Origin of the sequence: Ectobacillus antri (genome assembly GCF_003852715.1) — a bacterium.
Taxonomy (GTDB): Bacteria; Bacillota; Bacilli; order Bacillales; family Bacillaceae_G; genus Ectobacillus; species Ectobacillus antri.
This window is the reverse complement of the sequence record NZ_RIAV01000016.1, coordinates 20,420-44,929: the sequence shown is the minus strand read 5'-3', so window position 1 is coordinate 44,929 and position 24,510 is coordinate 20,420. Positions and strand designations below refer to the sequence as shown.

Genomic DNA, 24,510 nt, shown 5'->3' with positions numbered 1-24,510 from the left:
TAGAAAAGTATGACAATAAGGTATACAATGAAACTCGTTACGATGTACGTAAGGGGAGAGGGGAGTTTGATATGGAGGCTGCAAAACAACAGGTCTTGCCAGCTGCAACGATGTATCGTATTTTATTTGCCATCAGCTGTGGACATTTTTTAAACGATTCGATGCAGGCAGTGGTTCCAGCGATTTTTCCTATTTTGGAACGAGAGATGAATTTATCGTATATGCAGGTGGGATGGATTGCGTTTGCACTCAATATGACATCGTCCATTATGCAGCCAGTTTTTGGATTTTATACGGATAAAAAGCCAGCCCCTTATTTGTTGCCGCTCGGTATGTTTGCCAGCATGCTCGGGATGGTTGGTTTGGCCTTTGCGCCGAATTTTTACATTGTTTTGCTTTCGGTGCTGTTCGTTGGGCTCGGTTCGGCTGTCTTTCATCCTGAAGGTGCGCGCGTTGCTTATATGGCGGCGGGAGCGAAGCGCGGTTTGGCACAAGCGATTTATCAGGTCGGTGGCAATACGGGAAATGCGCTGGCGCCGATTTTTACAGTGCTTGTGTTTGTCCCATTTGGACAGCGCGGTGCCCTTTCTTTTACGGCACTCGCTGCGATTGGCATTGTACTTCTTTTGTATGTATCGACGTGGTATAGGCGAGAGCTTTTGGCAGGAGCGCAGCGTGTCAAAAAGAAAGCATCCCAAACCGCAGAAAAAGTGAGTAAAGAAGTTAAGTTTGCTATGATTCTACTTATCTTTCTTGTATTTGCACGTTCTTGGTACAGCGCTGGTATTGGTAATTTTTATCAGTTTTATTTGATTGAGCATTATAAGCTGACGATTGAACAGGCACAGTATTATGTATTTGCATTTATGATTGCGGGTGTAGTTGGTACGTTTTTTGGGGGACCACTTGCTGACCGATTTGGAAAGAAGAATGTGATTTGGCTTTCTATGATTGGTTCGGCACCACTTGCCCTATTGCTGCCGCATGTGTCGCTTGGATGGGTCATTCCATTATTTATCGCCATTGGATTCATTATGTCAAGCAGCTTTAGTGTAACTGTTGTATATGCGCAAGAGCTTTTACCCGGTAAGGTAGGAATGGTGTCCGGTTTAATTGTCGGTCTTGCGTTCGGGATGGGTGCGCTCGGCGCAGTGGCACTAGGGAAATTGGCAGATGTATATAGTCTTCGATTTATTATGCTATGCTGCAGCTTTTTGCCGCTTCTTGGTATTTTGTCGTGGCTGTTGCCGCGTGATCAAAGGGTGAGTTAATGTATGTCCCGTTGCCACTTGGTAACGGGCATTTGTTTTAACAGCTATTTTCATATATACTAATAATAGACAAAATTTAGGATATGTTTAGTATATACTTGGAGGCTAAGAAACATGGAGCGCATTTCTAAATTAATTAAATTTCCTGCTGAGCTTGTTCTTGAAATTGAGAAATATCAAAAAGAAAACTATATTTCCAGCTTTTCCGGCGCTGTATATGAATTGATTCGTAAGGGATTACAGCGGTAGTAAGCGTGTGAAATTTGTATAAAAGAGGTTAGGTTATGGCGGATAAATTGCGCGGAAGAAAGCTTTCCGCGGTTCAATTAATTGTATTGTTTTATTTAATTGCTGTAGCAATTGGAACGCTGCTGCTTTGTTTGCCTGGTTCGTTAAAACCGGGCGTTGAATTGTCTGTAATTGATGCGCTGTTTACAGCGGTAAGCGCGATTAGCGTGACGGGTTTGACCGTTGTATCGACAGTGGATACGTTTAGTCATACAGGCTATTTCTTTTTGCTCGTTATGTTTCAGCTTGGCGGCATTGGAATTATGACGCTTGGCACGTCTATTTGGCTTATGTTAGGTAAGCGCATCGGTTTTAAAGAGAGGCAGCTTATTCGAGCAGATCAAAATCAATCAGGTCTAGCAGGACTTGTACAACTCATGCGCCAAATTTTATTGTTGATTTTGTCGATTCAAGCTGTCGGCGCTCTGGTGCTGAGCTTATATTATTTAAAGTACTATAGCTGGAAACAAGCGATTTTACATGGTGTATTCTCCTCAATCAGTGCCACAACAAACGCAGGCTTTGATATCACTGGGGAATCATTGATTTCGTATCAACACGATTACTTCATTCAATTTGTACACATTCTTTTAATTATTTCCGGTGCAATCGGGTTTCCGGTGTTGATTGAAGTAAAATCATACCTAACGCATAAAGGGAAACAGCCTTACCGTTTTTCTTTATTTTCAAAGCTGACGACAGCAACGTACTTTTTGCTTACACTTGCGGGTACCATCGGCATTTATATATTGGAGCACAATCGCTTTTTAGCGGATAAAACATGGCATGCTTCGTTGTTTTACGCCTTATTTCATTCCACATCTACCCGAAGTGCAGGCTTGGCTACGGTAGACCTTAATGAATTTTCAGAATCGACGCAGGTTTTTTTGTCTTTTTTAATGTTTCTTGGGGCATCTCCGAGCAGTGTAGGGGGCGGTATTCGAACGACGACGTTTGCGATTGTTGTTTTGAGTATTTTCTTTTATGCACAAGGCCGGGATACGATTAAGGTGTTTAAGCGTGAGATTGACCCAAAAGATGTACATCGAGCTTTTATTGTTATTACGACAGCGTTCTTCATTTATTCAGGTTCGGTGTTTGTTATGAGCTATCTGGAGCCTTCTGTTCATATTGTAAAGCTTTTATTTGAAGTAGCATCAGCTTTCGGTACAACTGGGTTGTCGTTAGGGATTACCGGAGAGCTTTCAACGGCAGGCAAACTTTTGCTGACAGTTCTCATGTTTATTGGTCGCATCGGCATTTTCTCATTATTGTTTTTAGTACGAAATAAGGTACTTAGAGAAGCTTATCATTATCCAATTGAAAAAGTGATTATCGGTTAAAAAAGGATTCCGCCAGGTGCGGAATCCTTTTTTATCATGTTTCAACTGTTGTGGTGGTAGAAGGCGTGAAGCTAACCACTTCTAAAATAACCGGTGTGCCTGTTAAAATGCCATCTCCGCCCGCAGGGACGTTAATAGCAAGAGATCCCACACCTGTTGCACCTGGTGTGTATGTTGAAATGTCATCCATCTGCAAAACACCATTAATAAATACATTAAAGTAAGAATTTCCTGCAGGTAATGTTGGTAAAGATGTGACAGCTGTACCTGCATCGTTAAAAAAGCTGGCAGCGTCAATCGTTAAGGTTGCACCTGCAGCTGTCCCGGAAGGGGTTACATAAAAAAAGCGTGATGGCGACGGAGTTGTTTCCGTTGTGGAACTAGCGGTTACTAAAAGTTTCATAAGTTGAAGAGCCATACCCATACTCCTTTCTAGAATATCTCCGGAGTATTATATGACAGGAATGAAAGTGTGAAATCTTGTCCTTATGAAAATAATCATGTCATTAGAAGCACTGCATCACGCAAATTGTTTCGTTAAAGCGTCGTTCGTTTAAAGCATCATTAGCAATAACAAAGTACAGCATGCCCATTTCCCCCCACTGCATACCTGTTTGCGGGTCAGAATCAATTTGAAGCAGCAGTGTAAAGTCATCGGCTTGTTTTTGGGTGTGAAGAGCGGCTATTTCAAATACATCTTCATGAATGGAAAACGGCTCTCCGAACATTTGGTGGTTGTTATAATGGTCAGGCTGCAGCTCCTCTAGCATTTGCAGGAAGCGGTCGCTATCTGCTTCATCTTCAATAAACAGTTCTGGCAATTTGCAGGTCACGCTAAAGGATAATGCGCTTTGCGGATAAGGCGTTTCGACTTCATAAGGTGTAATATTATCACTTTCATCAAACACGACATAGCCAGGTTTCTCAAGGGAATCTTCGTGATAAAAAAAGTAGAGTCTTCCTGTTTTAGGAAAAGCGGCAGAGAATGCTGTTTGCGGCACGTCGGCTAGTCGAATTTGCGCTACGAAACGTAAAGGTGTTCCGTTCACAACTGGATAAGTAAAGCCTATAGGTAAGTCGGGGTGACCTCCCATTTTAGAAGCACCGATTGCGATATCTGCGCGAGGAGACGGCTTTACCTGAATGCAAGGAAATACACTTGCCAAAAGCTCATTTTGCAGGTGTGTGAGTCCGTATGTATGAATGAATTCTTCTATAGTATAGGGCATAAAAATCCTCCTTTTGCCTCTACTATACCATTGGAAGCGCTTCACAACAAAGAGAGGATGTGAAAGGAAAAAATGTTTGCACCAATTTACAAGTAAGTAGATAATTGAATTTATACAATTTGTCAGACTTTTTATATAGGTGGGGATATGATGAAGGTAGTAAAGTTTGGTGGCACATCGCTTGCTTCTGCAGAACAAATTAAAAAGGTGTTTCAAATTGTGACGAGTGACTCTATGCGAAAAGTGGTCGTTGTATCAGCACCGGGAAAGCGAACGAAAGATGACAGCAAGGTAACGGATTTACTCATTGCATGTGCAAACGGTTATATACAAGGTGATGGAGAGTCATATTTAGATCAAGTGTTGGAGCGCTTTGAAGAGATTATAAGAGAGCTTGATGTAGATGTGATGGAGCAAATTCGTGCAGACCTATACGAGGTTGTGCAAGGAGATAAGTCCGACCCGGCAGCTTATATGGATGCGGTAAAAGCGAGTGGTGAAGATAACTGCGCCAAAATTGTGGCTGCGTACTTTAGAAAGCAAGGTGTAAAGGCACAATACATCAACCCTGGTGTTGCAGGTCTTATTGTGACGAACGACCCTGGCAACGCGCAGGTGCTACCGCAATCTTATGACCATTTGTATAAGCTTCGTCAGGAAGACGGTGTATTAATTGTTCCTGGTTTTTTTGGCTACTCCGAAAGTGGTCGGGTTGTAACGTTTTCTAGAGGAGGGTCTGATATTACGGGTTCTATTTTAGCAAACGGCATGAAAGCAACCATATATGAAAACTTCACGGATGTGGATGCGGTGTATGCGGTCAATCCAAACTTCATTAGCAAGCCGGCTGAAATTAAGGAATTAACGTATCAAGAAATGCGCGAGTTATCTTATGCAGGCTTTGCGGTGTTTCACGATGAGGCATTGATTCCGGCATTTCGTGCGGGGATTCCTGTTCATATTAAGAATACAAATAACCCGCAGGCTCCAGGGACAAAAATTATGCACACACGTCAGCATACGAACGGTCCTGTTATCGGCATTGCAAGTGACACTGGTTTTTGCAGCATAAATGTTAGCAAATATCTCATGAATCGCGAGGTTGGCTTTGGGCGACGTCTTCTTCATATTTTGGAGGATGAAGGCATCTCCTATGAGCATACACCGTCTGGGATTGATGATATTTCGGTCATTGTGCGCCAGCAACAATTGAATGAAGAAATAGAAGCGCGCGTAGTTGCGCGTATTACAGATGAGCTTGCGGTTGACAGCGTGGCAGTGGAGCGGAATTTAGCGATGATTATGCTGGTTGGCGAAGGTATGCGCAGTAACGTTGGAACGATGGCACGGGCGGCAATTGCGCTCGCAAATGCCGGTGTAAATATTGAAATGATTAATCAAGGCTCTTCTGAAGTGAGTATGATGTTTGGTGTAAAGGAAGAAGAAGAGAAAAAAGCGGTATGTGCATTGTATGAGGCGTTTTTTCTGGTAGTATAAAAAGAATACACTTTATTTAAATTAAGAGGAATTTCAGCACTGTTGAAATTCCTCTTGTTTTTCTTTTGTGGAAGATATTAGGCTTTCGCAGGGTAGCAAATTAGAATAGTGAAGATAATAAGGATTAGGGTGTAATACATTATATTTGTATAGTAGTGCGTAAAAATATAATGTAACTCATAATATTGTAATTGAAAAGCACATGTGCGTGGGATATTATGAGGAACATGTATAAAATGAGTTGTTATAAATTATGAGGAGGTGGAAAAGAGGATGGGGTATAGACAGAACAATCAAATACGTATATATACAGAAATAATACTTGCTTTTTTGAGTGTATTTGTGCTAGATCAGTTGTTTATGCTTCAAGTACATGTGATGCAACCTAGTCCGTTTTTATTTTTAGTATTGCTATTTAGTATGCGTTATGGCTGGAAAGCAGGTATCACTAGTTTTGTTTTTGTTCTCATTTATTTCATTGCTTTAGAGGTTCTAGTAAATGGTGATGTATTCGTTATGTTTTACAACATGCTTTCTAATAAATGGCTATTTGTATATGTGTGTATTGCTGTCATTGTAGGTGCTTCACGAACAGCTTGGAAGGAGCGTTATGAAGACTTACTTTTTGTAAATGAGGAATTAAGAGAAGAACTAAAATCTGCGCAAAACGCAGTATCTCAACTAACAATAACAAATGAAGTATTGGAGCAAAGGCTGTTGCAATCCGAGATGAGTATCTCCTCTGTATATGGCATGATGCGTGCTCTGGATCAAGATAATATAGAATTTGTCACAAATGAAGCTGTTGCCATTTTATCTTCCTATTTTAATGCACAGGATTTTGGTATATATCATGTCGACACGTCAGGCCGTACTTTGCGTATTAAAGTACGAAGAGGTTCTCATGAGCTGCTGCCGCAAACGATATTTCTGGAGGAGGCCAAACAGTTTTATCAACGTCTCTTTGAAGAACGTAATCTAACAGTAAAGCGCGAGAGTGATGAAGAAGCGGCACCTGTGATTGCCGGTCCTATTATTATAAATAATGAAGTTCGTCAAGTGTTGATTATTCGCAACATGGATTTATATCAGCTTACCGAGCATAACATTCAATTGTTACACTGGTTGCTTCAAGTCATTTCAGAGGGGGCAGAGCGTGTAGTTGCAAAAACAATTGTTAAAAAACGCGATAAATTATATACAGACACACTCATTTATAAAAAAGCGTTTTTTGATGAATATGTACAAATCGAGCAGCAGCGATTTGAAATGTACAAGCAACCTTATGCATGTTTTGAGGTGTTTATTGGTCATGCAGAGCATGAAAAGCTTTACGATATTAGTGAGATTGTGCGTAAATTTTTACGAGAAGTGGACAAAGTTGGATTTGATGCAGAAACAGGCATGCTGCATTTCTTACTGCCAGGTACAGAGCAAAAGTACGTAACGCAGCTACGAGAGCGAATTGTCACAAAGTTAAAAGATGAGGTGACAAGCATACATGGAACTTAATACATATACAGTAGCAGTTGCTTTGTTTTATATGGTACATACGGCTATTGTCGTTTTCGTTATGAAATTTGCACGAAATAGAGAAGTAACGGAGCTTGGTGTTTGGCAATGGATCGCACTAATTAGCATAATCATTCCCGTTATTGGAACAGTGCTAGGATATATAGCGTGGTTGGCTGCGCGAATGGTTCAAACGAGTACGATTCATTCGTACGAGCAATATATTCAATTTGATTTTTTAAATTATGACGAGGTTGCTATTGAGGCAGAAAAGGATTTGGCATTAACCTCATTTTCTATAGGTCTTCAAGGTTCAGACGCTAAATTAAGAAAGAATTTGATTGTAAGACTTATGGAAGCCGAGTTTGAAAACCGAGGTGTGCAATTGGCAAAAGCGCTTAGTAGCACTGACATGGAAACAGTTCATTACGCAGCCACGACAATTAATCATATAAAAGAGCGTTATGAAAAGAGCATTGAACAACAGGAAAAACTACTCACACCTCAAGATGTAAACAGCTATCTGGCACTATGCTATTCATATCACCGATATCTGCGTAGTAAGGTGGCTGACGAATTAATCGAGAAGCGTTTATACAAAGAGTTTAAAAAGCTATTACAGGAAGCCGTTGAATTATTTCCGCAATATATTGTTTTTTCTGATTATCTTGTTTTTGTCTATAAAGAACTAGAAGAAAAAGAACTAGCATTGCAGATAGCACAGGAGATGATGAAACGATTCCCAAAGGCGAGCGAAGGATATATACGTGCTATGGAGCTTTATTTTCAAAGAGGAGATATTAGGTGTATGAAAGACGTATATAGGAAATTGCATCATCATGTAGAAGAAGCTCACATACCAGATCATATTAAGCCTGTATTGGATGTAGTTAGGGGTGTATAAATGAGACAGCGTTTGTATTTCGTTTGGGTGGGAACAGCTATTATTTTATTAGCGTTAGTTGGGGTCATACAAGTAATGCGAGTGGACGGATTTTATAAGTTGTTCCCAGCTCGTGGACAAGAAGTAGCACCTATAAAAACAATGAGCACAGATCAAATACCCAGCGGTCAGGAAGTGCATGTTACCCTCGTAACGGATAAAGAAGATCCGATTTTGAATAATATTGCGCAAGCATTAACGTATGCAAAGGTGCCATTTTCATATCGGACCCCTTTAGAAGCTATGAACGTAACACCGTCTCCCTATCATATTCTTGTCATTACGGATAACATATTACCGTATGAAGCTACAGAACGTTTTGTAAAGCAAGGTGGACGCTTGTTTGTTGCGCAGCGTTTTACAGATAAAAGATGGAATAGCCTTGTAGGGATTGAAGAAAATAATGGGTATTTTGAAAATAATGCGTATGGGATTGAAATTCAAAAACCGTTGTTTCCTGGGTACGAAACGATTGTAGATACCCAAGGGTCTATCCCAAATAGCATGATGGATGTGACGCTTTCTAATCAAGCAGAGCTATATATGACAGCGGAAAATATCCCTATGCTTTGGACTCACGAGTATGAAAAAGGAAAAGTTGTATATTGGAATGCTACATTTTTAGTTACGAAATTTACAAGGGGATTAATTACACAATCGATGGGTCTAGCAACGCCGCAATTTGTGAGTGGACAAGTTGCTACAAAGGTCATGTTTATTGACGATTTTCCAGCTCCATTTCCAGCAGGTTTTACTGATGTTATTACAAAAGACTACGACATGACCACACAGGCATTTTTTGAGAAGATTTGGTGGCCAGACATGAAGCGTATTGCCGAAGAAGCGGGTTTGTTATATACCAATATGTTTATAGGTACATATCGAAATGATGATATGGTAACAAGTGAGCAGCTCATTTCGGATATGCGGCATCAAATGATTTTCTTTGGGCGAGATTCGCAACGCCGCGGTGATGAGCTGGGCTATCATGGATATAATCATCAGCCATTGGTTACTAGTAGAGAACCAATGGACACAGAACTACAGTATATACCTTGGCGTGATCAGCAGCATATGGAAAGTTCTATAATAAAAGCGAAACAACTGTTTTCGTATTACTTTCCTGATGAAATCCTCCGTTCTTATGTACCACCTTCTAATGTTTTAAACGAAACAGGCATTCACGCGCTCAAGCAAGCTATGCCCACTATACAAGTCATCGGCTCTTTGTATGATGGTGGAGATGGCAAAGGGGTATTTGAGCAAGAATTTGAAGGAGATGCATTTTATAAAGATTTGTTCCATTTTCCCCGTATTTCCAGTGGTTATGGACAAGCACCATTTGAGATGCTAGCAATCACCGATGCTGTCGCTAATTTTGGTATGTTTAGTCACTTTATTCATCCAGATGATTTACTTGATATAGACCGTGCCCATAAAGCTGGTTGGAAGCCCATGCGAAAGGGATTGACTGAGTTAATGTATCATATGAATCACATGTATCCATATTTGCGGGAGTATCAAGCCTTTTATGCGGCAGAAAAAATGAAACAATATAGTAAAGCGAATTTGTATGTGCATTATAGTGAAGATCAGATAACGATCTCAGGAAAAGGTCTTGTCAATCCCTGCGATGTGTTCGTAAGAGTGGAAAAGGGAACTCTTGTTGAAGGGAAGTTTGCCGGCTATCATGTGACGAAATATATGGATGGTTTATATCATGTTCAGGTCACTAAGCCGCTTATTAGCATCCCTGTAAAGGAAGTGAAGTAAAATGAGAGTGGCAATTGTAGCAGAAGGGAGTTACCCTTTTATTCGCGGAGGTGTCGCGAGTTGGATTCATATGTTGATTTCTAGTAAACCAGATATTCAATTTGAGATTATCTCTATTATGCCAAAGGATTTTAAAGCAGAGTATAAGTACAGCTTACTAGAAAACGTTCAAAATGTAAGAGTATATCAATTGGGTAAAGTGTCCGAGTTGCAGAGTGAAAGTCAGCTTTCCACTCAAGAAATGAACAGTGTATCAAATTGGCTTTCTTTTAAGCAAACCGATGAAGAAGCTTTGCGTATTTTAGCCGATTACAGGCGTCTAGGAAGTGTTTCAACATTTCTGCAGAGTAGACCGTTTTGGAATATTGTACAGCGTACGTATCAGGAAGAAGCGCAATCGAGTTCGTTTATTGATTATTTTTGGATGTATCGTTCTATGTGTGAAAGTATCGTTAGTCTGCTACAGCAGGATTTTCCTGAGGTAGATTTGGTCCATGCTGTTTCTACGGGATACGCAGGTGTAGTAGGGGCGTATATAAAAGAGCAACAAAATATTCCGTTTATCTTAACCGAGCACGGTATTTATACACGTGAACGAGAAGAAGAAATTTTGCGAGCAACTTGGATTCCAAATGTATACAAAGAACGCTGGATTCAATATTTTTATCATCTTTCTAAACAAGCCTATCACAGTGCTGACCAAATCATCACATTGTTTGGTCGTAACAGTGAGTATCAAAAGGAACTAGGTGCACCAGATGACAAATTGCGTATTATTCCAAATGGCATTGACTATGATGGTCTGAAGCATATTAAATGTGAGGGTGTTACAAATAAGCTTCGAATTGGTGCAATTGTTCGGCTAGTTCCTATTAAGGATATTAAAACAATGCTGTACGCAGCACGAATGTTAGCTGATGAAGGAATTGATTTTGAGTTGCGTATTATGGGACCTATGGATGAGGATTGGGACTATGCACAAGAATGCTTAGAGTTAAAAGATCGTCTTATGCTACAGGATTATGTGATATTTACAGGACAAACACACGTTAAGAAGCATTTGCCTACTTTGGATTTGCTTTGGCTTACTAGTATTTCAGAGGGGCAGCCGTTGGCGATTTTAGAAGGCCTGGGTGCGGGAATCCCATTTATAGCTACAGACGTTGGTTCGTGTTTTGAGTTACTGTTAGCGGAAGATGGTTTTGGACAGGCTGGTTTTATCGTGCCTCCTGTAAATCCAAAAGTTCTAGCTGATAAATCCTTGTGGGTGTACCATAACCGTGATGAAGCAAGGCGCTTTGGCGAAAATGGAAGACGCCGTGTGGAAGCAAAGTATCAATGGCGTGATGTGATAAAAGAGTATACAACAATATATGAGATGGAGGTGAAACGTTATCGCAGGCATCGGATTTAAAATGCAGGAATTATTTAAAGAAGATTACTTTTCAGCACGCATTCGGGCATATGGTTTCGCAAGCCTTGTTACGGCTGGACCATGGATTGTAGTTGTTGCAGTGCTCGTTATTGTACAATGGTTGATTCAGAGCGCTGGATTGAGTATAGCGGTACGTGAGTTATTTTTAGCCTCTATTTCGTATTGCTTTATTTTTTCTCAGATTATTTTTGGAGCACAAAACTTGATTGTAACTCGATATATTGCAGATTTATTTTATGAGAAGCGTATCAATGAAGTGTATGCCACCTTTCTTGGAGCATCAAAAACAGCGGTGGGAGCCGCGGTCGTACTTTGGGTGATATTTGTATGTATTTCACCTTTGCCGTTCGTATATAAGTTAGTCTTGCTGATTTTATTTGCTGTAATGAACCTAATTTGGATTCTGTTTATGTTTTTAACTGCAGCGAAGTATTATCAGTCCATCGCCTATAGCTTTATGATTGGTGGGATAGTGAGTGTTGGAGCAGTAGCGATTGTTGTATATGTTGCTGAAATTGGTGAATATTCTGTGCAAGCAACTGTGCTTTCTCTTTTTGCGGCCTTTACATCAGGTATGATTATTACACTGTTTAGTTTATATTTTTCATTTTTGATTAGTTTTCCGAAACGTACGACAGAGAATCAATTTGCCTATTTTGTGTATTTTGATCGTTATCCTTCTTTATTTTGGACGGGTTTCTTATATAATATTGGCGTTTGGGTGTGCAACTGGATTATATGGTTTGGGGAAGGATCTTCTTACATTGAAGGGTCGTTTCGTTTTCATACACTCTATGATACAGCTATTTTTTGGTCGTATTTGTCTATTATTCCTACAATGATGTTATTTGTTTTATCAATTGAAACAAGATTTTACCAGCGATATCGTACCTTTTACGGCTATATTAATGAAGGGGGATCGCTAGCACAAATACAAAAAGCAAAAGACACGATGTTAATCGTACTGCGACAGGAAATGGAGCGTCTTTTACGCAATCAAGGTCTTTTTTCCTTACTTATTTTGGCTACTATTTTATACTTTGCCGCTGAATTTGGTTTTAGACAACCGTTTTTAGGCATGCTATGTATTACGATTGTTGGAGCTTTGGCTAATGCAATTGTGTTTGTAATAAGTCTACTGCTTTTATATTTTGAAGATCGCAGGGGGGCTATGTACACCAGTATTCTCTTTTTTACAGCAAACGGCATTCTTACGCTTTTGTTGCTGCCACTTGGTGTAGACGGTTACGGTTTAAGCTTTGCAATCGGCTCTATTCTAGCATTTGCTTATTCAGCCATGCGTCTTTTCGCTTATGTAAAAGAGATTGAGTTTTATGCGTTCATGAGAAATCAAACAAAACAGAGGTTCAATTTCTTTCAACGAGTAGGAAGTATGTTAGAGAGATTGTAATAGAAAACATATTGTACGCTTTTGTTCTGCCGGTAAGAGGTCATTAGAGTAAAGTGCATCTCGATATTTGTACAATTATAAAGCGATAAGACGCACTCTGTGTTTTATCGCTACATAGTATATACGAGTTTAAGTTACATGATATAAGAAAAAGAATGCGAAAATACAAGGTTGTTTTCGTGTTCTGATTTATTTTTTCATTATTGTTTTAATTATCATTATAAATTAAACTTAATATGAAAATATGGTGATGGGCAAACTTGTTGAAAAGCAAGGACGCAAAGACATGGGTCGTCGATACTTGAAGATAGTGTAATAAGGGTCAGTCTCGCCTAGCTCCTCTGGACCGAGAACCTTAGATTCTGTGCCAAAACGGTCAGCTCCGCTTTTCAGGATCTAGCTGCGCCGACTAGCTCTTCCGGTCAGAGAACCCTAGCACAAAAAGGCAAAAAAGCGCCTTTGTGTGCCAGGAACCTCTGCCCTATAGAGTTAAACGAGCCGGCTCCGCTTTTCATGGGATCTAGCTGCGCCGACTAGCTCTTCCGGTCAGAGAACCCTAGCACAAAAAGGCAAAAAAGCGCCTTTGTGTGCCAGGAACCTCTGCCCTATAGAGCTAAACGAGCCGGCTCCGCTTTTCATGGGATCTAGCTGCGCTGACCAGGCACTGCCATCTAAGAACCACGGTCACAAAAAGGCAAAAAGCGCCTTTTAGGACCGAGAACCTTAGATTCTGTGCCAAAACGGTCAGCTCCGCTTTTCAGGTATACCGATCGCCAGTCTGCGAAACCTCCCATCCCCCTAATTTAGGAGGGATTTATAGTGAAGGTGGTAAAGTTTTTTTTGTGTGTGGTGGTGGTTTTGGCTGCGTTTTGGCCAAGCGTAGGCAAGGGTATGGCGAGTTCGTCAAATATGCTTAAGGATGCCAAGTCTTATAAAATTTATTATAATGCACCGAATAAGCGTATTCTTTCGGAGATGACTAATTATGATTTTGTTATTATTGAACCGTATCATTATACAGCTGCACAGGTGAAGCAAATCAAAGCAAAGGGGACAAAGGTTTATGGCTACATTAGTACGATGGAAGCTGCAAACTGGAATCAAGAGCTAATGAAGCGCTTTGCCCCGGAGGATTTCTTTTATCGTAACGATCAAAAGATATATTATCCAGAGTGGGATTCTTATTTAATGGATATTACTTCCGTGCATTACCGCGGCGTTTTGATGGAAGAGATTCAAAATCATATTGCCCAAAAGGGATTTGACGGCATTTTTCTTGATACGGTAGGCGATATTGACAATGAGCATAAAGGTGATGTTTTGCTAGAGCAGCAGCAAGGTCTGAAAACGTTCCTGCAAGACATTCAAGCAAAATATCCGCATTTGTCTATGATTCAAAACTGGGGCTTTGGTACACTCAAAACCACAACGGCACCTTATGTAGACGCCATTATGTGGGAGGATTTTCACTATAAGAAGGTATCTCGTGATGGTTGGTCACTTGACCGTATCCGTGATCTTCAGCTTCTTCGTAAGCAATATGGATTAGAAGTATTAACTGTTTCGTTTACGGAGAAGGGAAAAAGTGCGTTGTTTGCGAAGCAAAATGGATTTATTCATTTTCACACGAATCGCGGCTACGATGTTTGGTAAAAAAGCAGGACTTTGAGTCCTGCTTTTTTATGTTTCATAAAGAACTTGGCATTTGCCCTTGCTTTCCAAATATCTTCGCGAAAAAAAGGGTCTTCCTTACTGATGACGGCGAAGGATTGCTTGGATGTAATCGCCTGCTGGACATTGTCTTGGGGAAGCAGCGGCGTCAGCCAAATGCGCGTTGCTTCCGGCAAGTGATGCAGGGCAAGGTGCGCCATGGGAATAGAGCCGATAGATTTGCTGATCATGGTGATATGGGTATATGTTTCTCCCAGCAAGGAGAGGATAGCTTCCCCATCCGCTTGTAACCAAGCATTCCTACTTGCTTCATCCAGCTCTCGAAAAGCAGCGTTATCTTTGTATGTATGGTTTACTAGAAGTACATCATGACCGTTTTCTATACATAAACCAGTCGGGTAATGAAGCAGCGGCCTTTGTGCCGTATAGCCTAGTCCAGGAAATACAATGCAAAGTTTATGGCGACTGTCTTGACGGAAAAATGTGTACGGGATAGTAGAGTGGTGTTGCCCTGGTAAGTGACCTTCTTCTATGCGCATCATATTCACCTCAAATTTCTATAAATCTGAATAAAAATAATATTTTTAATTATATCGCATGAGGTACTTGTTTGTATGCTATCATCTTGGTAAACTAAATAATCAGTTTATTATATAAGAAAACTCCCTGATTGCCCGCATCCCGTAACAGAAAGCAATAACGAAGCTTACAAGAAAAAAGTGTTTTCAATAAAGGCTCTTTTCTAAAAGATTGTTGTTTTTAGATAGGTTTCTTTGCTTTAGGTTGATTGAAGCGAGCAAACTGGAGTAGAAATCAACCACTCCTCACTACTTGTTAAATAGCAATAAAGTTTGCGAAAACAGCCTAAATAAAAGAGAGAGATGGGCTACGGTCAGGTTTTAGAAGAAAAAAGGGCTCCAAGGCCGCCATGATGCTAAAAATAAGATTGAAATGAATATAAGAGGATGTGTCGTATGCCAAAGGTTTCTGAGGAATATAAGGAAAGAAAGAGAGAGTTGCTGCTAGAAAGTGCATTGCAATGCTTTTCGGAAAAAGGATATTATGCTACCACAATTGATGATATTGCCGCGTATTCTAAAACGAGCAAAGGGTTTATTTACAACTATTTCAACAGCAAGGAAGAATTATATATTGCATTAATGGAAGAAAGAACAAGTCGAACGTTTACTGCGCTTCGTGAGCGTTTTGCGACGATTGAAGGTGCGACCGGAAAAATAAAAGAGCTGTTTCGCATGTATCGAGAGGCGAAAGTGGGTCTGCAGTGGCAAGGGTTAATTCGGGTGCATATGGAATTCTGGATTCATTCTGCTCGTCATGAGAATCTCCGCGACATTATGGTGTCGCGCTATAAGTATCAATATCGTGATTTTTTGAAAGAGATCATTGAAGAGGGAAAAGCAAGCGGTGAATTCGAGGCGCATGTTGATGCGACTGTAATCGCCAGCATGTTTTGGGGCATAATTGATGGTTTATCGCTGCATTACTCAGTTATTGGTGACGAATATGAGTATCGCCGTCATTTTATACAAGCAGAACAGATGGTGCTCTTGTATGTAGGAAAAAAGTGAACACACTGCTTGATAAGGAGGAGTATATGAAGAAAAAGGTACAAGCCTATATGGATATGCTTGCCACGAGCAATTATTTTAATGGTGCTGTGCTTGTCGCACATAAAGAAGATGTATTGCTAAAAGAGAGCTATGGCATGTCTTCCTTTCAATATGAAGTAGCGCATACAACGAAAAGCAAATTTCGCATCGGGTCTTTGACAAAAGCGTTCACAGCGATGGCAGTTTTGCAGCTGCATGAAATGGGAAGGCTTGATATCGATTGTGCTGTCGAGACAGTATTGCCAGATTTTCCACATGAGCCTGTCACAATTCGGCATTTGCTCCAAAACACATCCGGCATCCCAAATTTTACATCGTTTCCGGCATATTGGGAGCAAAGTATGCGATTGCGGACGACCTTGGAGGCGGTGCTTAGTTCGTTTTGGCATATGCCACTGGAGTTTGATCCGGGTACCCGCATGAGCTACAGTAATTCCGGCTACCTCCTTTTGACAGCCATTATTGAAAGGGTGTCGGGTATGTCATACGAAGCTTATTTGCGGAGAGAGATTTTCGATGTATTAGGCCTGAAAAACACGGGTGTGGATAATGGGCGACAGATTGTACCATCATTGGCGACCGGTCATACGGTATGGGGCGATGTCATCCACACGGAATTCATCGACATGAGCTTTCCGCTTGGTGCCTATGGTGTATATTCCACAATAGAAGATTTATATATTTGGAGTAAGGCATTGCAAACGAACAAGCTGCTATGTAAAGAACTGCAGGAGGAAATGTTCAAGGCCTCTCATGGTTATGGGCTTGGTTGGTTCATCGAGGGGCGGCAAGCGAGTCATTTTGGTGACATTAACGGATTCGTAAATTATTTTCTGCTGGATTTGGAAAACGAGTTGACTGTAATCGTGTTAAGCAACATTAACATTACACCCGTAATCAGCATCGGCAGGGATTTGAAAAAAATTGTGCTTGGGGAAGAGGTGCGGCCGCTACGGGCGTTCCGCGCGCTCGAGCTGCCGATGCTGCATTTGACAGGAGAGTATGGGGCGCTGTCCATCGGCTTTGATGACACGTTGTACGCGATCATTCCAAAAATGTACGGTGTTCCTTACAAATTCCGTTTGTTCCCTGTTGAAGCCACTGAAGAAAGGGTTGTGTGCAAAAGCGATTTCGTGCATGATACGTATGTGTTCGAGCTGGAGATGAGACACGTGCGGGCGGTTACTGTGACAGGACCAGACGGCAGTACAACGAGGTATGAAAAGTGAGGAAGTCCTGAAGGGGCCTAAAATTGGACCGCAGGAGGCCATTATTCTGATATGGATTCTTGTGTGAGCTGGTCTGAGCCTATCTGAGATATTGAAGTGAGGGAAGACGGTGTTTTCTTCCCTCTTTGTCCGTGGTACTATTTCAGTATATATCTTTCTTGTATGATGTTTTGATGATGGAGCGCATGACCGGCGATGATATATGCGATTGCGCGTACGGTAGTTGGATACTCCAAAACCGTGCCGGTTCGCTTCCATGCGTGATCGGGCAGGCACGTCAGTAAGAAACAGGTGCATTGACGGACCGCCGATAGCTCCGCAAGCACATGATGCAACTCGAGCCGGTGGTTTCCATATAGGCGTCCTCATCGAATGACGGCAGCGGCATTTGGTCGCCACGGGCCACGACAAGAAGACGGTAGCTCATCACGCGCTCCGTATCCGCGATATGTCCGAGCGCCTCCTTTAGGCTCCACTGCGAGGTATCCTGCGAAATATGGATTGTATTCGTTCGATTGCGGACGTTGAAGCACGATAGTTGCCTCCTTATGCATGATATCTTTTTATCAATATGTTATTGACATGCATGTTAGACATGGATTACCAAGGTAATGAGAGAATGGAACCCAGAATAATAGAAATTCCACCAAAGAAAATGGTGAGGATGTGTGCGGAAACGACTTTGGTAAGGAAAAACCATTCTGAAGAATCTGATAGAAAGAAGTGTTTGTATTGTCTAATCAACGAAGTATAGAACAAAAATTGCGCTCGGATTGTATGAACTGCTTTGGCTTGTGCTGCGTGGCTTTGCCCTACGCAAAATCAGCCGATTTCGCTTTTAACAAAGATAGTGGTACACCGTGCCGGAATTTGCAGTCCGATTTTTTATGTGGTATTCATGACGAGTTACGAAGCAAGGGGTTTCGAGGCTGTGTAGCGTATGAATGTTTTGGTGCTGGTCAAAACGTATCACAAAATATTTATGAAGGAAAAGACTGGGTGAAGCATCCCGAGCTTGCGAACGAAATGTTTCAAGTCTTTCCTATTGTGCAGCAGCTTCATGAGATGCTTTGGTATATAAAGGAAGCGTTAGAAGCACAAGTAGCACAATCTATTCATGAGGAATTGCAAATTGCGTTTGAACGTACGGAGCAGCTGACAAAAAAAGCGCCTGCAGAAATCTTGGGAATTGATGTGCCAAGGCATCGCGCATATGTTAATGAATTGCTGCTAAAGGTGAGTGAGATGGTGCGTCCTAAGCCTACAAATGCGAAGCTTGCGAAACGAAGAGATTTTCTTGGTGCAAAGTTACAAGGTGCGAACTTAAGAGGAGTTAGCTTACGAGGGGCGCTGTTAATCGCAGCTGATCTGCGCGGCGCGGATTTGCGACAAACCGATGTAATCGGCGCAGATTTTAGAGATGCTGACTTGCGCGGTGCCGACCTGCGAGGAAGTATTTTTCTGACACAGGCGCAGGTGAACGCGGCAAAAGGGGATGCATCCACAAAGCTACCAGCTACGGTTAAAGTGCCAGCGCATTGGAAAAAGTAAAGGGAAAAGAAATCATACGAAAGCGAATTTGGTGGTGAGCAGCAGTGAAAGATAAAAGCATATTGACGGCTGCCTTTTTTTCTTCCTTCGGGAGTACGATGTACTTTATTGTCGTCGCTTGGATTTTGTATGAGTTAACCTCTGATGCAACGTATACAGGACTGATGGTAGGTTTCGGATTTTTGCCAGGGGTGTTTATGAATCTAGTGTTTGGTGTATGGGCGGACCGCGCCAATCGGAAAACGTTAACGATTTTGGCAACAGGTATTATTTTGATGTCTATTACAGCCTTATGGGGCGCGATGCTGCTTGATGTAATAAAGCCATGGATGCTGATTGCTGTACATATGAGTGTACAAACCTTTGCTTCCTTATTTCGGACGGCGCAGCAAGCGTTCATTACGGAGGTATATGAGAAAAAAGAGATTCCAAGAATTTTTAGCCACCAGGGATCAGCCGTCTCGGTGGGCGGTTTAGTTGGCACAAGCTTTGGGGGTTTTGCGCTGCATTGGTTTTCAGCAGAAGGCGCAGTTGGTATTGTATTGGGATCGTTTTGTATTACGCTCCTTTGTCTTGGTATGGTGTCGTATGAACCGAAGGAGCGGGCTTATCAACCTGCATCGGTATTTCGTGATTTGACTGACGGCTTTCGCTATATTCACCGCGTACCCCTCATGTACAGTTTGCTAGGACTTATGTTTGTCGGGCAGCTTGTGGTTCATACAACGGCGGGCATGCTGTCGGTATATACTAGCGCTCGCTTACAGGGAGATGCAGCACTGTACGGCATTTTGGAAAGTGCCGCTTCGTTAGGGGCAATTGTCGCCGGGGTGACAGCTACGTTCTATTTATATAAAGTAAAATATCATGTTCCGTTTTTCGCATTGTTGGCAACAGCGCTGGGCTTGCTTGGGATGGCTGTTTTCAAGGAGCCGGTGATTGCGTTTGGGTGCATATTTGTAATTGGTCTTGGCACGACCTGGCTGCGCGTATTAATGCAGTCTGTGCAGCAGGTTGCAACAGAACCAGCCTTTTACGGCAGAATGGCTGCGACAAGGCAAACAATCAATCAAACTTCGGTGGCAATCGGTGCGCCCGTTTTAGGTGTAATTGCTGATGGATACGGCGTGCAATATTCATATGCCGCTTTACTCGCACCAGTGCTCCTACTGGGGTTGATGAGTTTACGTATCGCAAAGCGGGGTGATTTCTCCTCCGTTATTTCGTCCGTTCTGCCAAAGGATTCAGATCAAGGGTATCATAAGTCCATGTCGTAACCCTAGCTTTGTTTTCTGCTTAGCTATTAATAACAATGGAAAGTTTATAGTTTACATGTTCGTTCAGCCCGACTAAAAAACGGTCAAGTTCTTCGTGAGAGGGAAAGCGGCATTCCAGCAAATAGCACCCGTCACCGCTGATTTTAAAATTGTTAACGATGTAGGGCTGTGTTTGAAGAAACGCAAGGTAGGGCTGATGATGAACATTTTTTGTGTATATATGCAGAAAGGTATGTACCGGCAGACCTAGCTTTTTGTGGTTCACTTTAACGGTATAGTTCTCAATGATGCCTTCGTCCTCTAGCTTCAAAACGCGCGTGGAAGCAGCTTGGCCAGTAAGGTGAACCTTTGCGCCAAGCTCTTTCATCGTTATACGTCCATTTTTTGATAGTTCCTCTATAATTTTTTTGTCAGTAGCATCGAGCATTTTAAAACTCCTTTCAACATTCAAGTAGATGGAGGAAAACTCTTGATTTTGTCTATGTACCTGTTCCTCTCTTTCATATTATCTTATAGGAGAAGCAAATGAAAAGGAGGAAGTGCTCATGCAAATACGACAAATTCGCAATGCGACGCTTATGTTAGAATACGGTGGTAAGAGGTTTTTGGTTGATCCATTTTTTGCGGGGCAGGGAACCATACCGGCATTTCCGAATACGCCAAATCAAGATAAACAAAATCCGTTGGTGGGGTTGCCAGTTGCTGCAGAAGAGCTAGTGAAGGTTGATGCAGTATTTGTGACACATTTGCACCTTGATCATTTTGATGAGGCAGCGAAACAGGTATTGCCAAAGGATATGCCTATTTATACGCAAAATGAAGATGATGCGGAAGCGATTCGGAAAGATGGTTTTTTTCATGTGCAGTCCTTTGAACATGGTGTGCAAATAGAAGATGTAATCATTGCAAAAACAAATGGTCAGCATGGCACAGGCGAAATTGGTAAGATGATGGGCAATGTTTCTGGTATTGTGTATAAGCATCCCTATGAAAAAACGTTATATATAGCAGGTGACACGATTTGGTGCGATGACGTACAGGAAGCGATTGAAGCACACGATCCTGAAGTCATTGTGGTAAATGGCGGGGCTGCACAGTTCCTGCAAGGTGATCCGATTACGATGACAAAAGAAGATATCTATCAAACATACAAAGCAGCACCGCAGGCGACAATTGTTGTATCGCACATGGAGGCGCTGAATCATTGCTTACTAACAAGAACAGAGCTGAAGAGCTTTATTGCGGAAAAAGTGCTGTCACAACGTGTGGTTGTGCCGGAGGATGGGGAAGTTTTGCAATTTTAGATAAGTAAAGGCTCTTTTCTAAAAAATTGTTGTTTTTAGATAGGTTTCTTTGTTTAAGGTTGGTTGGAGTGGAAATCAAGCACTCCCCACTACTTGTTAAATAGCAACAAAGTTTGCGAAAACAGCCTAAGTAAAAAACAATCTCCTTTTAATGTCACTTACTGGGATAAACACAGTACCGATTTGATTTAAAACAGGATGCATTACTTACCTCCCCATGTTATGCTTTGATACACTACCAAACTTGTTTAATTGTATTGCAGAGTTATATTTTAATAAAAATTACCTTTTTATGGTATGTGCAATAAAAAAAGAATGTACCTGCATATAAAAAACGAGCACAGCATCTTTGCGATGCTGTACTCGTTTTTTATACGTTTTCAATTGTTTGAAAAGCTATGTGTTATTTTATTTGCTCTCCACACGAATCGGTGTGATGTCAAGCAGTACCTTGGTGAAGGAGTAGTCATCACGCTGACCGTCTGTGTTTGTCCAGTAGCCGTTTGTTTCTTTGCCTTTGTGGAACGTTAACTCAAAGCCTTTACCATTTTCAAAGCTGTAGCTTGTGATTTTGTCAACGCCGGCATTGTCTACAAGGTCATAGGAGACGAATTGCTTTAATGTATTGTGCGGTGAGAAGACGCCGCCATTTGGTGCCACTTTTGTATCAGCGTATTCGTAGCCCTTTGTTTCATACTTTTTCGGGTTAATGGCAATTGCTTTTGTCTCTGGATTTACTGTATCCCCTGGTTTAATGAAAGATAGAGAAATATCTTGGTAGTTGCTAGCTTTTTTTGCTTTTACATTTGCTAAATCTACGAGTGTAACACCGCCGCGACCCACTACTTCAATGGTTTTTGCTTCATTGCGAACAACCATCGCTGTATCTTCGTCAACCCCGTAAGAAAGCTGTGCTTTATTACCTTTTTCGTAAGCTGTTGTGATAAGTCTGCCTAGCCTTGCTTTGTTGTCAAAATGCTGATCGATGATGCCGTAGCGGAAGAAGCCAAGACCGCGTTCTAAGTAAGCAGGGCCGCCTTCTTGCTGCGTCATGCCGTCGTATTGATTTGTAAAGCCGTTCAGCAGTGCGCCGTAGCTGTCGCCGCCTGCTAGCATAACGTCGCTCATGATGGCCGCTCCTGCGCTCGTACCGCCAAGCACCCCGCCGTTTGCATACATATCCCAAATTGCGTTTAACACTTTGGAATCGGAGCCGTCATCGTTGCGAAGTGATCCAGTAATTAACGTTTGGTCACCACCCACAAACCAGATGCCGCCAAGACCTTTGATCTTATTTGCAAGCTCGTCGCTGTTCATATTGCTTTTCCATGCAGATTCGTCTTCTGGTGTGCCTTTAAAGTCATGATTGGAGATCGGTAAAATTTCAATGTCCTCCGCTTTAAAGCCGTATGAAATCAAATCTTGTTTAAAGGAATTAGAAGAAGAAAGACGGTTACTTGCAGCTGGGACAATCCCGATTTTTCCTTTCGCAAGGGAGGTAAACGCATCGTACACAGCACGATTTGTACTACCAAGTGCACCGCCTGCGATAACGAGATTTCCTTTAATATCTGTGCGATTTGTTGCTTGTACTTTAAAGTCAGATGGCTTATAGTCTTTCGTTACAGAATTATCTGGTTTGAATTCCATAATGGTTGGAATTAAATCCAACGACACATGTGCGACGGAATAATCATCTTTTTGTCCGTCTGTGTAGCCCCAATAGCCATTTGTTTTCTCCGTTTTGCGGAATACAGCTTCATAGCCGATGCCTTTGCTGTCATACAAGTAGCTGCTTACGGATTGGGCTGAAGAATTGTCAACAAGTGAGTAGGATAGATAATTTTTCAGCTTGCCGTAAGATGTAAAGACACCTGTAGCCGGACGAGGTGCGAAGGAATAGTATTCATAGCCTTTTGTTTCGTCTTTGTTTGGAAACTCGAATGTTTTTGTATCGTAGTGCACTTTATCGCCAGGTGCTAGATAGCTAATATCAATATCTGCAATGCCGTTGCGTGGCAGTTTACCTTTTGTGAACTTTTTCGTTTTCATTTTGCTAACATCTACAACAGCCAAACCGCTGCGTCCGACAACTTCGATTGTATTTGTTTTGTTGTCAACGACCATTGCTGTGTCTTCATCAACGCCGTATGCAAAGTTTGTTGCCTTGTTCGTTTCGTATTCATGTGCTGTCATGGCAAGTCGCAGCAGGCGAGAACGCTCGTCCAAGTGCTGATCGATAATGCCGTGTTTAAAGAAGCCAAGTCCTTTTTCAATGTATACCGGTGCATATTCCTTATCTGTTTTTGTCTCTTCTGTAACAAAACCCGCTCGCAATGCCCCAAGGCTGTCGCCACCTGTAATCATCACATCGCTCATGATGGCCGCTCCGGCACTTGTACCGCCAAGCACGGCGCCATCTTTGTAAATATCCCAAATCGCGTCAAGTGCTTTAGAATTGCTGCCGTCATCGTTGCGAAGTGAAGAAGTAATGCGAAGCTGATCGCCGCCAACAAACCAAATCGCCGTATAATCCTTGAGCTTGTCCACAAATGCAGCGTTGTTCACATTTGCTTCCCAAATGGATTCATCTTCTGGCGTATCGGAAAAATCATGATCAGAAATTTGTAAAATATCAATCTTGCTTTCACTGATGCCGTAGCTTTGCAAATCTTTTTTAAAGTCTTTAGATGAGCGAAGCTTACCGCTAGCCGCCGGAATAATCCCGATTTTACCGTCACCGGCTCGCTTGATAAAAGCTTCATAGATTGCTTTGTTCGTTGCGCCCACGGCACCGCCGACGATAACGAGGCTGCCCCTAATGTCATTGCTCTCGGCTTTGACGGGCGTGCCAAGCGGAGTCAATAGTGCCAAGCACGCGGCAATGGAAATAATGTTGCGTTTCATGCATGATCCCCCTTTAATATGTTTGCAATATATGCGCACGGACGGTGAACGAAAGGCTGAAACGTCCGTAACAGCTAGTTTAGTTGACCCTATTATACAAGAGGAAAGGGTAATAGAATAGTTAAATTTTTAGAAAATTCTAATTTTTATATTACGATTTTTATGTTATAGAAAGACGTATTTTTCTGCACAGAAAATACGGATGAATATTTTCTTGCAATAGATTTATATATATTCA

At 41.8% G+C, this 24,510-nt stretch carries 21 protein-coding genes and 1 riboswitch; of the genes, 15 read left to right on the top strand and 6 right to left on the bottom strand.

Annotation, left to right across the window (positions count from 1 at the left end):
* Nucleotides 1-71 precede the first annotated feature (71 nt).
* The 3 genes from EEJ45_RS13355 (at nt 72) to EEJ45_RS13350 (ending at nt 2,902) form a co-directional block, all read left to right on the top strand.
* Entirely contained in the window at nt 72-1,271 is a 1,200-nt protein-coding gene (locus tag EEJ45_RS13355; RefSeq protein ID WP_124565306.1) for an MFS transporter, read from the top strand.
* Between the two features lie 114 nt (nt 1,272-1,385).
* Nucleotides 1,386-1,520, top strand: a complete 135-nt coding sequence (locus EEJ45_RS18880; protein ID WP_278018598.1) for a hypothetical protein — start codon at nt 1,386-1,388, stop codon at nt 1,518-1,520.
* 35 nt (nt 1,521-1,555) lie between these two features.
* Entirely contained in the window at nt 1,556-2,902 is a 1,347-nt protein-coding gene (locus EEJ45_RS13350; protein ID WP_164464285.1) for a TrkH family potassium uptake protein, read from the top strand.
* A 34-nt stretch (nt 2,903-2,936) separates the two neighbouring features.
* Here the strand turns inward: EEJ45_RS13350 and EEJ45_RS13345 are convergent, their stop codons facing one another.
* Together EEJ45_RS13345 and EEJ45_RS13340 are read right to left on the bottom strand one after the other, a co-directional pair.
* A complete protein-coding gene (locus tag EEJ45_RS13345) occupies nt 2,937-3,320 on the bottom strand; it encodes a DUF4183 domain-containing protein (RefSeq protein WP_124565305.1) in 384 nt (127 codons plus the stop codon).
* An 88-nt stretch (nt 3,321-3,408) separates the two neighbouring features.
* Nucleotides 3,409-4,131 (bottom strand): YwqG family protein, encoded by a 723-nt coding sequence (locus EEJ45_RS13340; RefSeq protein ID WP_124565304.1) that lies wholly within the window; start codon nt 4,129-4,131, stop codon nt 3,409-3,411.
* A 150-nt stretch (nt 4,132-4,281) separates the two neighbouring features.
* Between EEJ45_RS13340 and EEJ45_RS13335 the strand changes: the two genes are divergently transcribed.
* The 7 genes from EEJ45_RS13335 to EEJ45_RS13305 all read left to right on the top strand — a co-directional run bounded on the left by EEJ45_RS13335 (nt 4,282) and on the right by EEJ45_RS13305 (nt 14,355).
* A complete protein-coding gene (locus EEJ45_RS13335) occupies nt 4,282-5,628 on the top strand; it encodes an aspartate kinase (RefSeq protein ID WP_124565333.1) in 1,347 nt (448 codons plus the stop codon).
* A 273-nt stretch (nt 5,629-5,901) separates the two neighbouring features.
* Nucleotides 5,902-7,140 carry a hypothetical protein gene (locus tag EEJ45_RS13330; RefSeq protein WP_124565303.1) on the top strand — a complete coding sequence of 413 codons (1,239 nt, stop codon included), beginning with the start codon at nt 5,902-5,904 and terminating at the stop codon, nt 7,138-7,140.
* A complete protein-coding gene (locus EEJ45_RS13325) occupies nt 7,130-8,044 on the top strand; it encodes a tetratricopeptide repeat protein (protein ID WP_124565302.1) in 915 nt (304 codons plus the stop codon). Before EEJ45_RS13330 ends, EEJ45_RS13325 begins: the two co-directional genes overlap by 11 nt.
* Nucleotides 8,045-9,856: a DUF2194 domain-containing protein gene (locus tag EEJ45_RS13320; protein ID WP_124565301.1), complete on the top strand. Its 1,812-nt coding sequence runs from the start codon at nt 8,045-8,047 to the stop codon at nt 9,854-9,856.
* A gap of 1 nt (nt 9,857) precedes the next feature.
* Nucleotides 9,858-11,270 (top strand): GT4 family glycosyltransferase PelF, encoded by a 1,413-nt coding sequence (gene pelF / locus EEJ45_RS13315; protein ID WP_124565300.1) that lies wholly within the window; start codon nt 9,858-9,860, stop codon nt 11,268-11,270.
* A complete protein-coding gene (gene pelG, locus EEJ45_RS13310; RefSeq protein WP_124565299.1) occupies nt 11,251-12,702 on the top strand; it encodes an exopolysaccharide Pel transporter PelG in 1,452 nt (483 codons plus the stop codon). Before pelF ends, pelG begins: the two co-directional genes overlap by 20 nt.
* A gap of 243 nt (nt 12,703-12,945) precedes the next feature.
* Nucleotides 12,946-13,037: riboswitch (cyclic di-GMP riboswitch) on the top strand.
* Nucleotides 13,038-13,521: 484 nt separating this feature from the next.
* Entirely contained in the window at nt 13,522-14,355 is an 834-nt protein-coding gene (locus tag EEJ45_RS13305; protein WP_124565298.1) for a glycoside hydrolase family 191 protein, read from the top strand.
* Here the strand turns inward: EEJ45_RS13305 and EEJ45_RS13300 are convergent.
* Nucleotides 14,340-14,915 carry a hypothetical protein gene (locus EEJ45_RS13300; protein WP_124565297.1) on the bottom strand — a complete coding sequence of 192 codons (576 nt, stop codon included), beginning with the start codon at nt 14,913-14,915 and terminating at the stop codon, nt 14,340-14,342. The two genes, EEJ45_RS13305 and EEJ45_RS13300, sit on opposite strands and share 16 nt — an antisense overlap.
* Nucleotides 14,916-15,347: 432 nt before the next feature.
* On the opposite strand from EEJ45_RS13300, the gene EEJ45_RS13295 reads away from it, so the two are divergent.
* Nucleotides 15,348-15,962 carry a TetR/AcrR family transcriptional regulator gene (locus EEJ45_RS13295; RefSeq protein ID WP_164464284.1) on the top strand — a complete coding sequence of 205 codons (615 nt, stop codon included), beginning with the start codon at nt 15,348-15,350 and terminating at the stop codon, nt 15,960-15,962.
* 26 nt (nt 15,963-15,988) lie between these two features.
* Nucleotides 15,989-17,233 carry a serine hydrolase domain-containing protein gene (locus tag EEJ45_RS13290; RefSeq protein ID WP_124565295.1) on the top strand — a complete coding sequence of 415 codons (1,245 nt, stop codon included), beginning with the start codon at nt 15,989-15,991 and terminating at the stop codon, nt 17,231-17,233.
* Nucleotides 17,234-17,598: 365 nt separating this feature from the next.
* Here EEJ45_RS13290 and EEJ45_RS18750 read toward each other — a convergent pair whose 3' ends face one another.
* Nucleotides 17,599-17,766: a hypothetical protein gene (locus EEJ45_RS18750; protein WP_245999904.1), complete on the bottom strand. Its 168-nt coding sequence runs from the start codon at nt 17,764-17,766 to the stop codon at nt 17,599-17,601.
* A gap of 244 nt (nt 17,767-18,010) precedes the next feature.
* On the opposite strand from EEJ45_RS18750, the gene EEJ45_RS13280 reads away from it, so the two are divergent.
* Both EEJ45_RS13280 and EEJ45_RS13275 read left to right on the top strand, forming a co-directional pair.
* Nucleotides 18,011-18,784, top strand: coding sequence for a pentapeptide repeat-containing protein (locus EEJ45_RS13280; protein WP_124565332.1), 774 nt, complete (start codon nt 18,011-18,013; stop codon nt 18,782-18,784).
* A 44-nt stretch (nt 18,785-18,828) separates the two neighbouring features.
* Entirely contained in the window at nt 18,829-20,061 is a 1,233-nt protein-coding gene (locus tag EEJ45_RS13275; RefSeq protein WP_124565294.1) for an MFS transporter, read from the top strand.
* A 19-nt stretch (nt 20,062-20,080) separates the two neighbouring features.
* On the opposite strand, the gene EEJ45_RS13270 is transcribed toward EEJ45_RS13275, so the two are convergent.
* Nucleotides 20,081-20,488 (bottom strand): Lrp/AsnC family transcriptional regulator, encoded by a 408-nt coding sequence (locus EEJ45_RS13270; RefSeq protein ID WP_124565293.1) that lies wholly within the window; start codon nt 20,486-20,488, stop codon nt 20,081-20,083.
* Nucleotides 20,489-20,606: 118 nt separating this feature from the next.
* Between EEJ45_RS13270 and EEJ45_RS13265 the strand changes: the two genes are divergently transcribed.
* Nucleotides 20,607-21,365 (top strand): MBL fold metallo-hydrolase, encoded by a 759-nt coding sequence (locus tag EEJ45_RS13265; protein ID WP_124565292.1) that lies wholly within the window; start codon nt 20,607-20,609, stop codon nt 21,363-21,365.
* Nucleotides 21,366-21,773: 408 nt separating this feature from the next.
* Here the strand turns inward: EEJ45_RS13265 and EEJ45_RS13260 are convergent, their stop codons facing one another.
* Nucleotides 21,774-24,272, bottom strand: a complete 2,499-nt coding sequence (locus EEJ45_RS13260) for a cyanophycinase (RefSeq protein WP_124565291.1) — start codon at nt 24,270-24,272, stop codon at nt 21,774-21,776.
* Nucleotides 24,273-24,510: the final 238 nt, after the last annotated feature.

What these genes read in the sequence shown, in the direction of transcription:
- EEJ45_RS13265 (WP_124565292.1), top strand. Translation starts at nt 20,607, where the DNA reads ATGCAAATACGACAAATTCGCAATGCGACGCTTATGTTAGAATACGGT.
- EEJ45_RS13355 (WP_124565306.1), top strand. Translation starts at nt 72, where the DNA reads ATGGAGGCTGCAAAACAACAGGTCTTGCCAGCTGCAACGATGTATCGT.
- EEJ45_RS13300 (WP_124565297.1), bottom strand. Translation starts at nt 14,915, where the DNA reads ATGATGCGCATAGAAGAAGGTCACTTACCAGGGCAACACCACTCTACT.
- EEJ45_RS13340 (WP_124565304.1), bottom strand. Translation starts at nt 4,131, where the DNA reads ATGCCCTATACTATAGAAGAATTCATTCATACATACGGACTCACACAC.
- EEJ45_RS13320 (WP_124565301.1), top strand. Translation starts at nt 8,045, where the DNA reads ATGAGACAGCGTTTGTATTTCGTTTGGGTGGGAACAGCTATTATTTTA.
- EEJ45_RS13350 (WP_164464285.1), top strand. Translation starts at nt 1,556, where the DNA reads ATGGCGGATAAATTGCGCGGAAGAAAGCTTTCCGCGGTTCAATTAATT.
- EEJ45_RS13325 (WP_124565302.1), top strand. Translation starts at nt 7,130, where the DNA reads ATGGAACTTAATACATATACAGTAGCAGTTGCTTTGTTTTATATGGTA.
- EEJ45_RS13295 (WP_164464284.1), top strand. Translation starts at nt 15,348, where the DNA reads ATGCCAAAGGTTTCTGAGGAATATAAGGAAAGAAAGAGAGAGTTGCTG.
- EEJ45_RS13335 (WP_124565333.1), top strand. Translation starts at nt 4,282, where the DNA reads ATGAAGGTAGTAAAGTTTGGTGGCACATCGCTTGCTTCTGCAGAACAA.
- EEJ45_RS13280 (WP_124565332.1), top strand. Translation starts at nt 18,011, where the DNA reads ATGAACTGCTTTGGCTTGTGCTGCGTGGCTTTGCCCTACGCAAAATCA.
- EEJ45_RS13330 (WP_124565303.1), top strand. Translation starts at nt 5,902, where the DNA reads ATGGGGTATAGACAGAACAATCAAATACGTATATATACAGAAATAATA.
- EEJ45_RS18880 (WP_278018598.1), top strand. Translation starts at nt 1,386, where the DNA reads ATGGAGCGCATTTCTAAATTAATTAAATTTCCTGCTGAGCTTGTTCTT.
- EEJ45_RS13345 (WP_124565305.1), bottom strand. Translation starts at nt 3,320, where the DNA reads ATGGCTCTTCAACTTATGAAACTTTTAGTAACCGCTAGTTCCACAACG.
- EEJ45_RS13290 (WP_124565295.1), top strand. Translation starts at nt 15,989, where the DNA reads ATGAAGAAAAAGGTACAAGCCTATATGGATATGCTTGCCACGAGCAAT.
- pelF (WP_124565300.1), top strand. Translation starts at nt 9,858, where the DNA reads ATGAGAGTGGCAATTGTAGCAGAAGGGAGTTACCCTTTTATTCGCGGA.
- EEJ45_RS13260 (WP_124565291.1), bottom strand. Translation starts at nt 24,272, where the DNA reads ATGAAACGCAACATTATTTCCATTGCCGCGTGCTTGGCACTATTGACT.
- EEJ45_RS13270 (WP_124565293.1), bottom strand. Translation starts at nt 20,488, where the DNA reads ATGCTCGATGCTACTGACAAAAAAATTATAGAGGAACTATCAAAAAAT.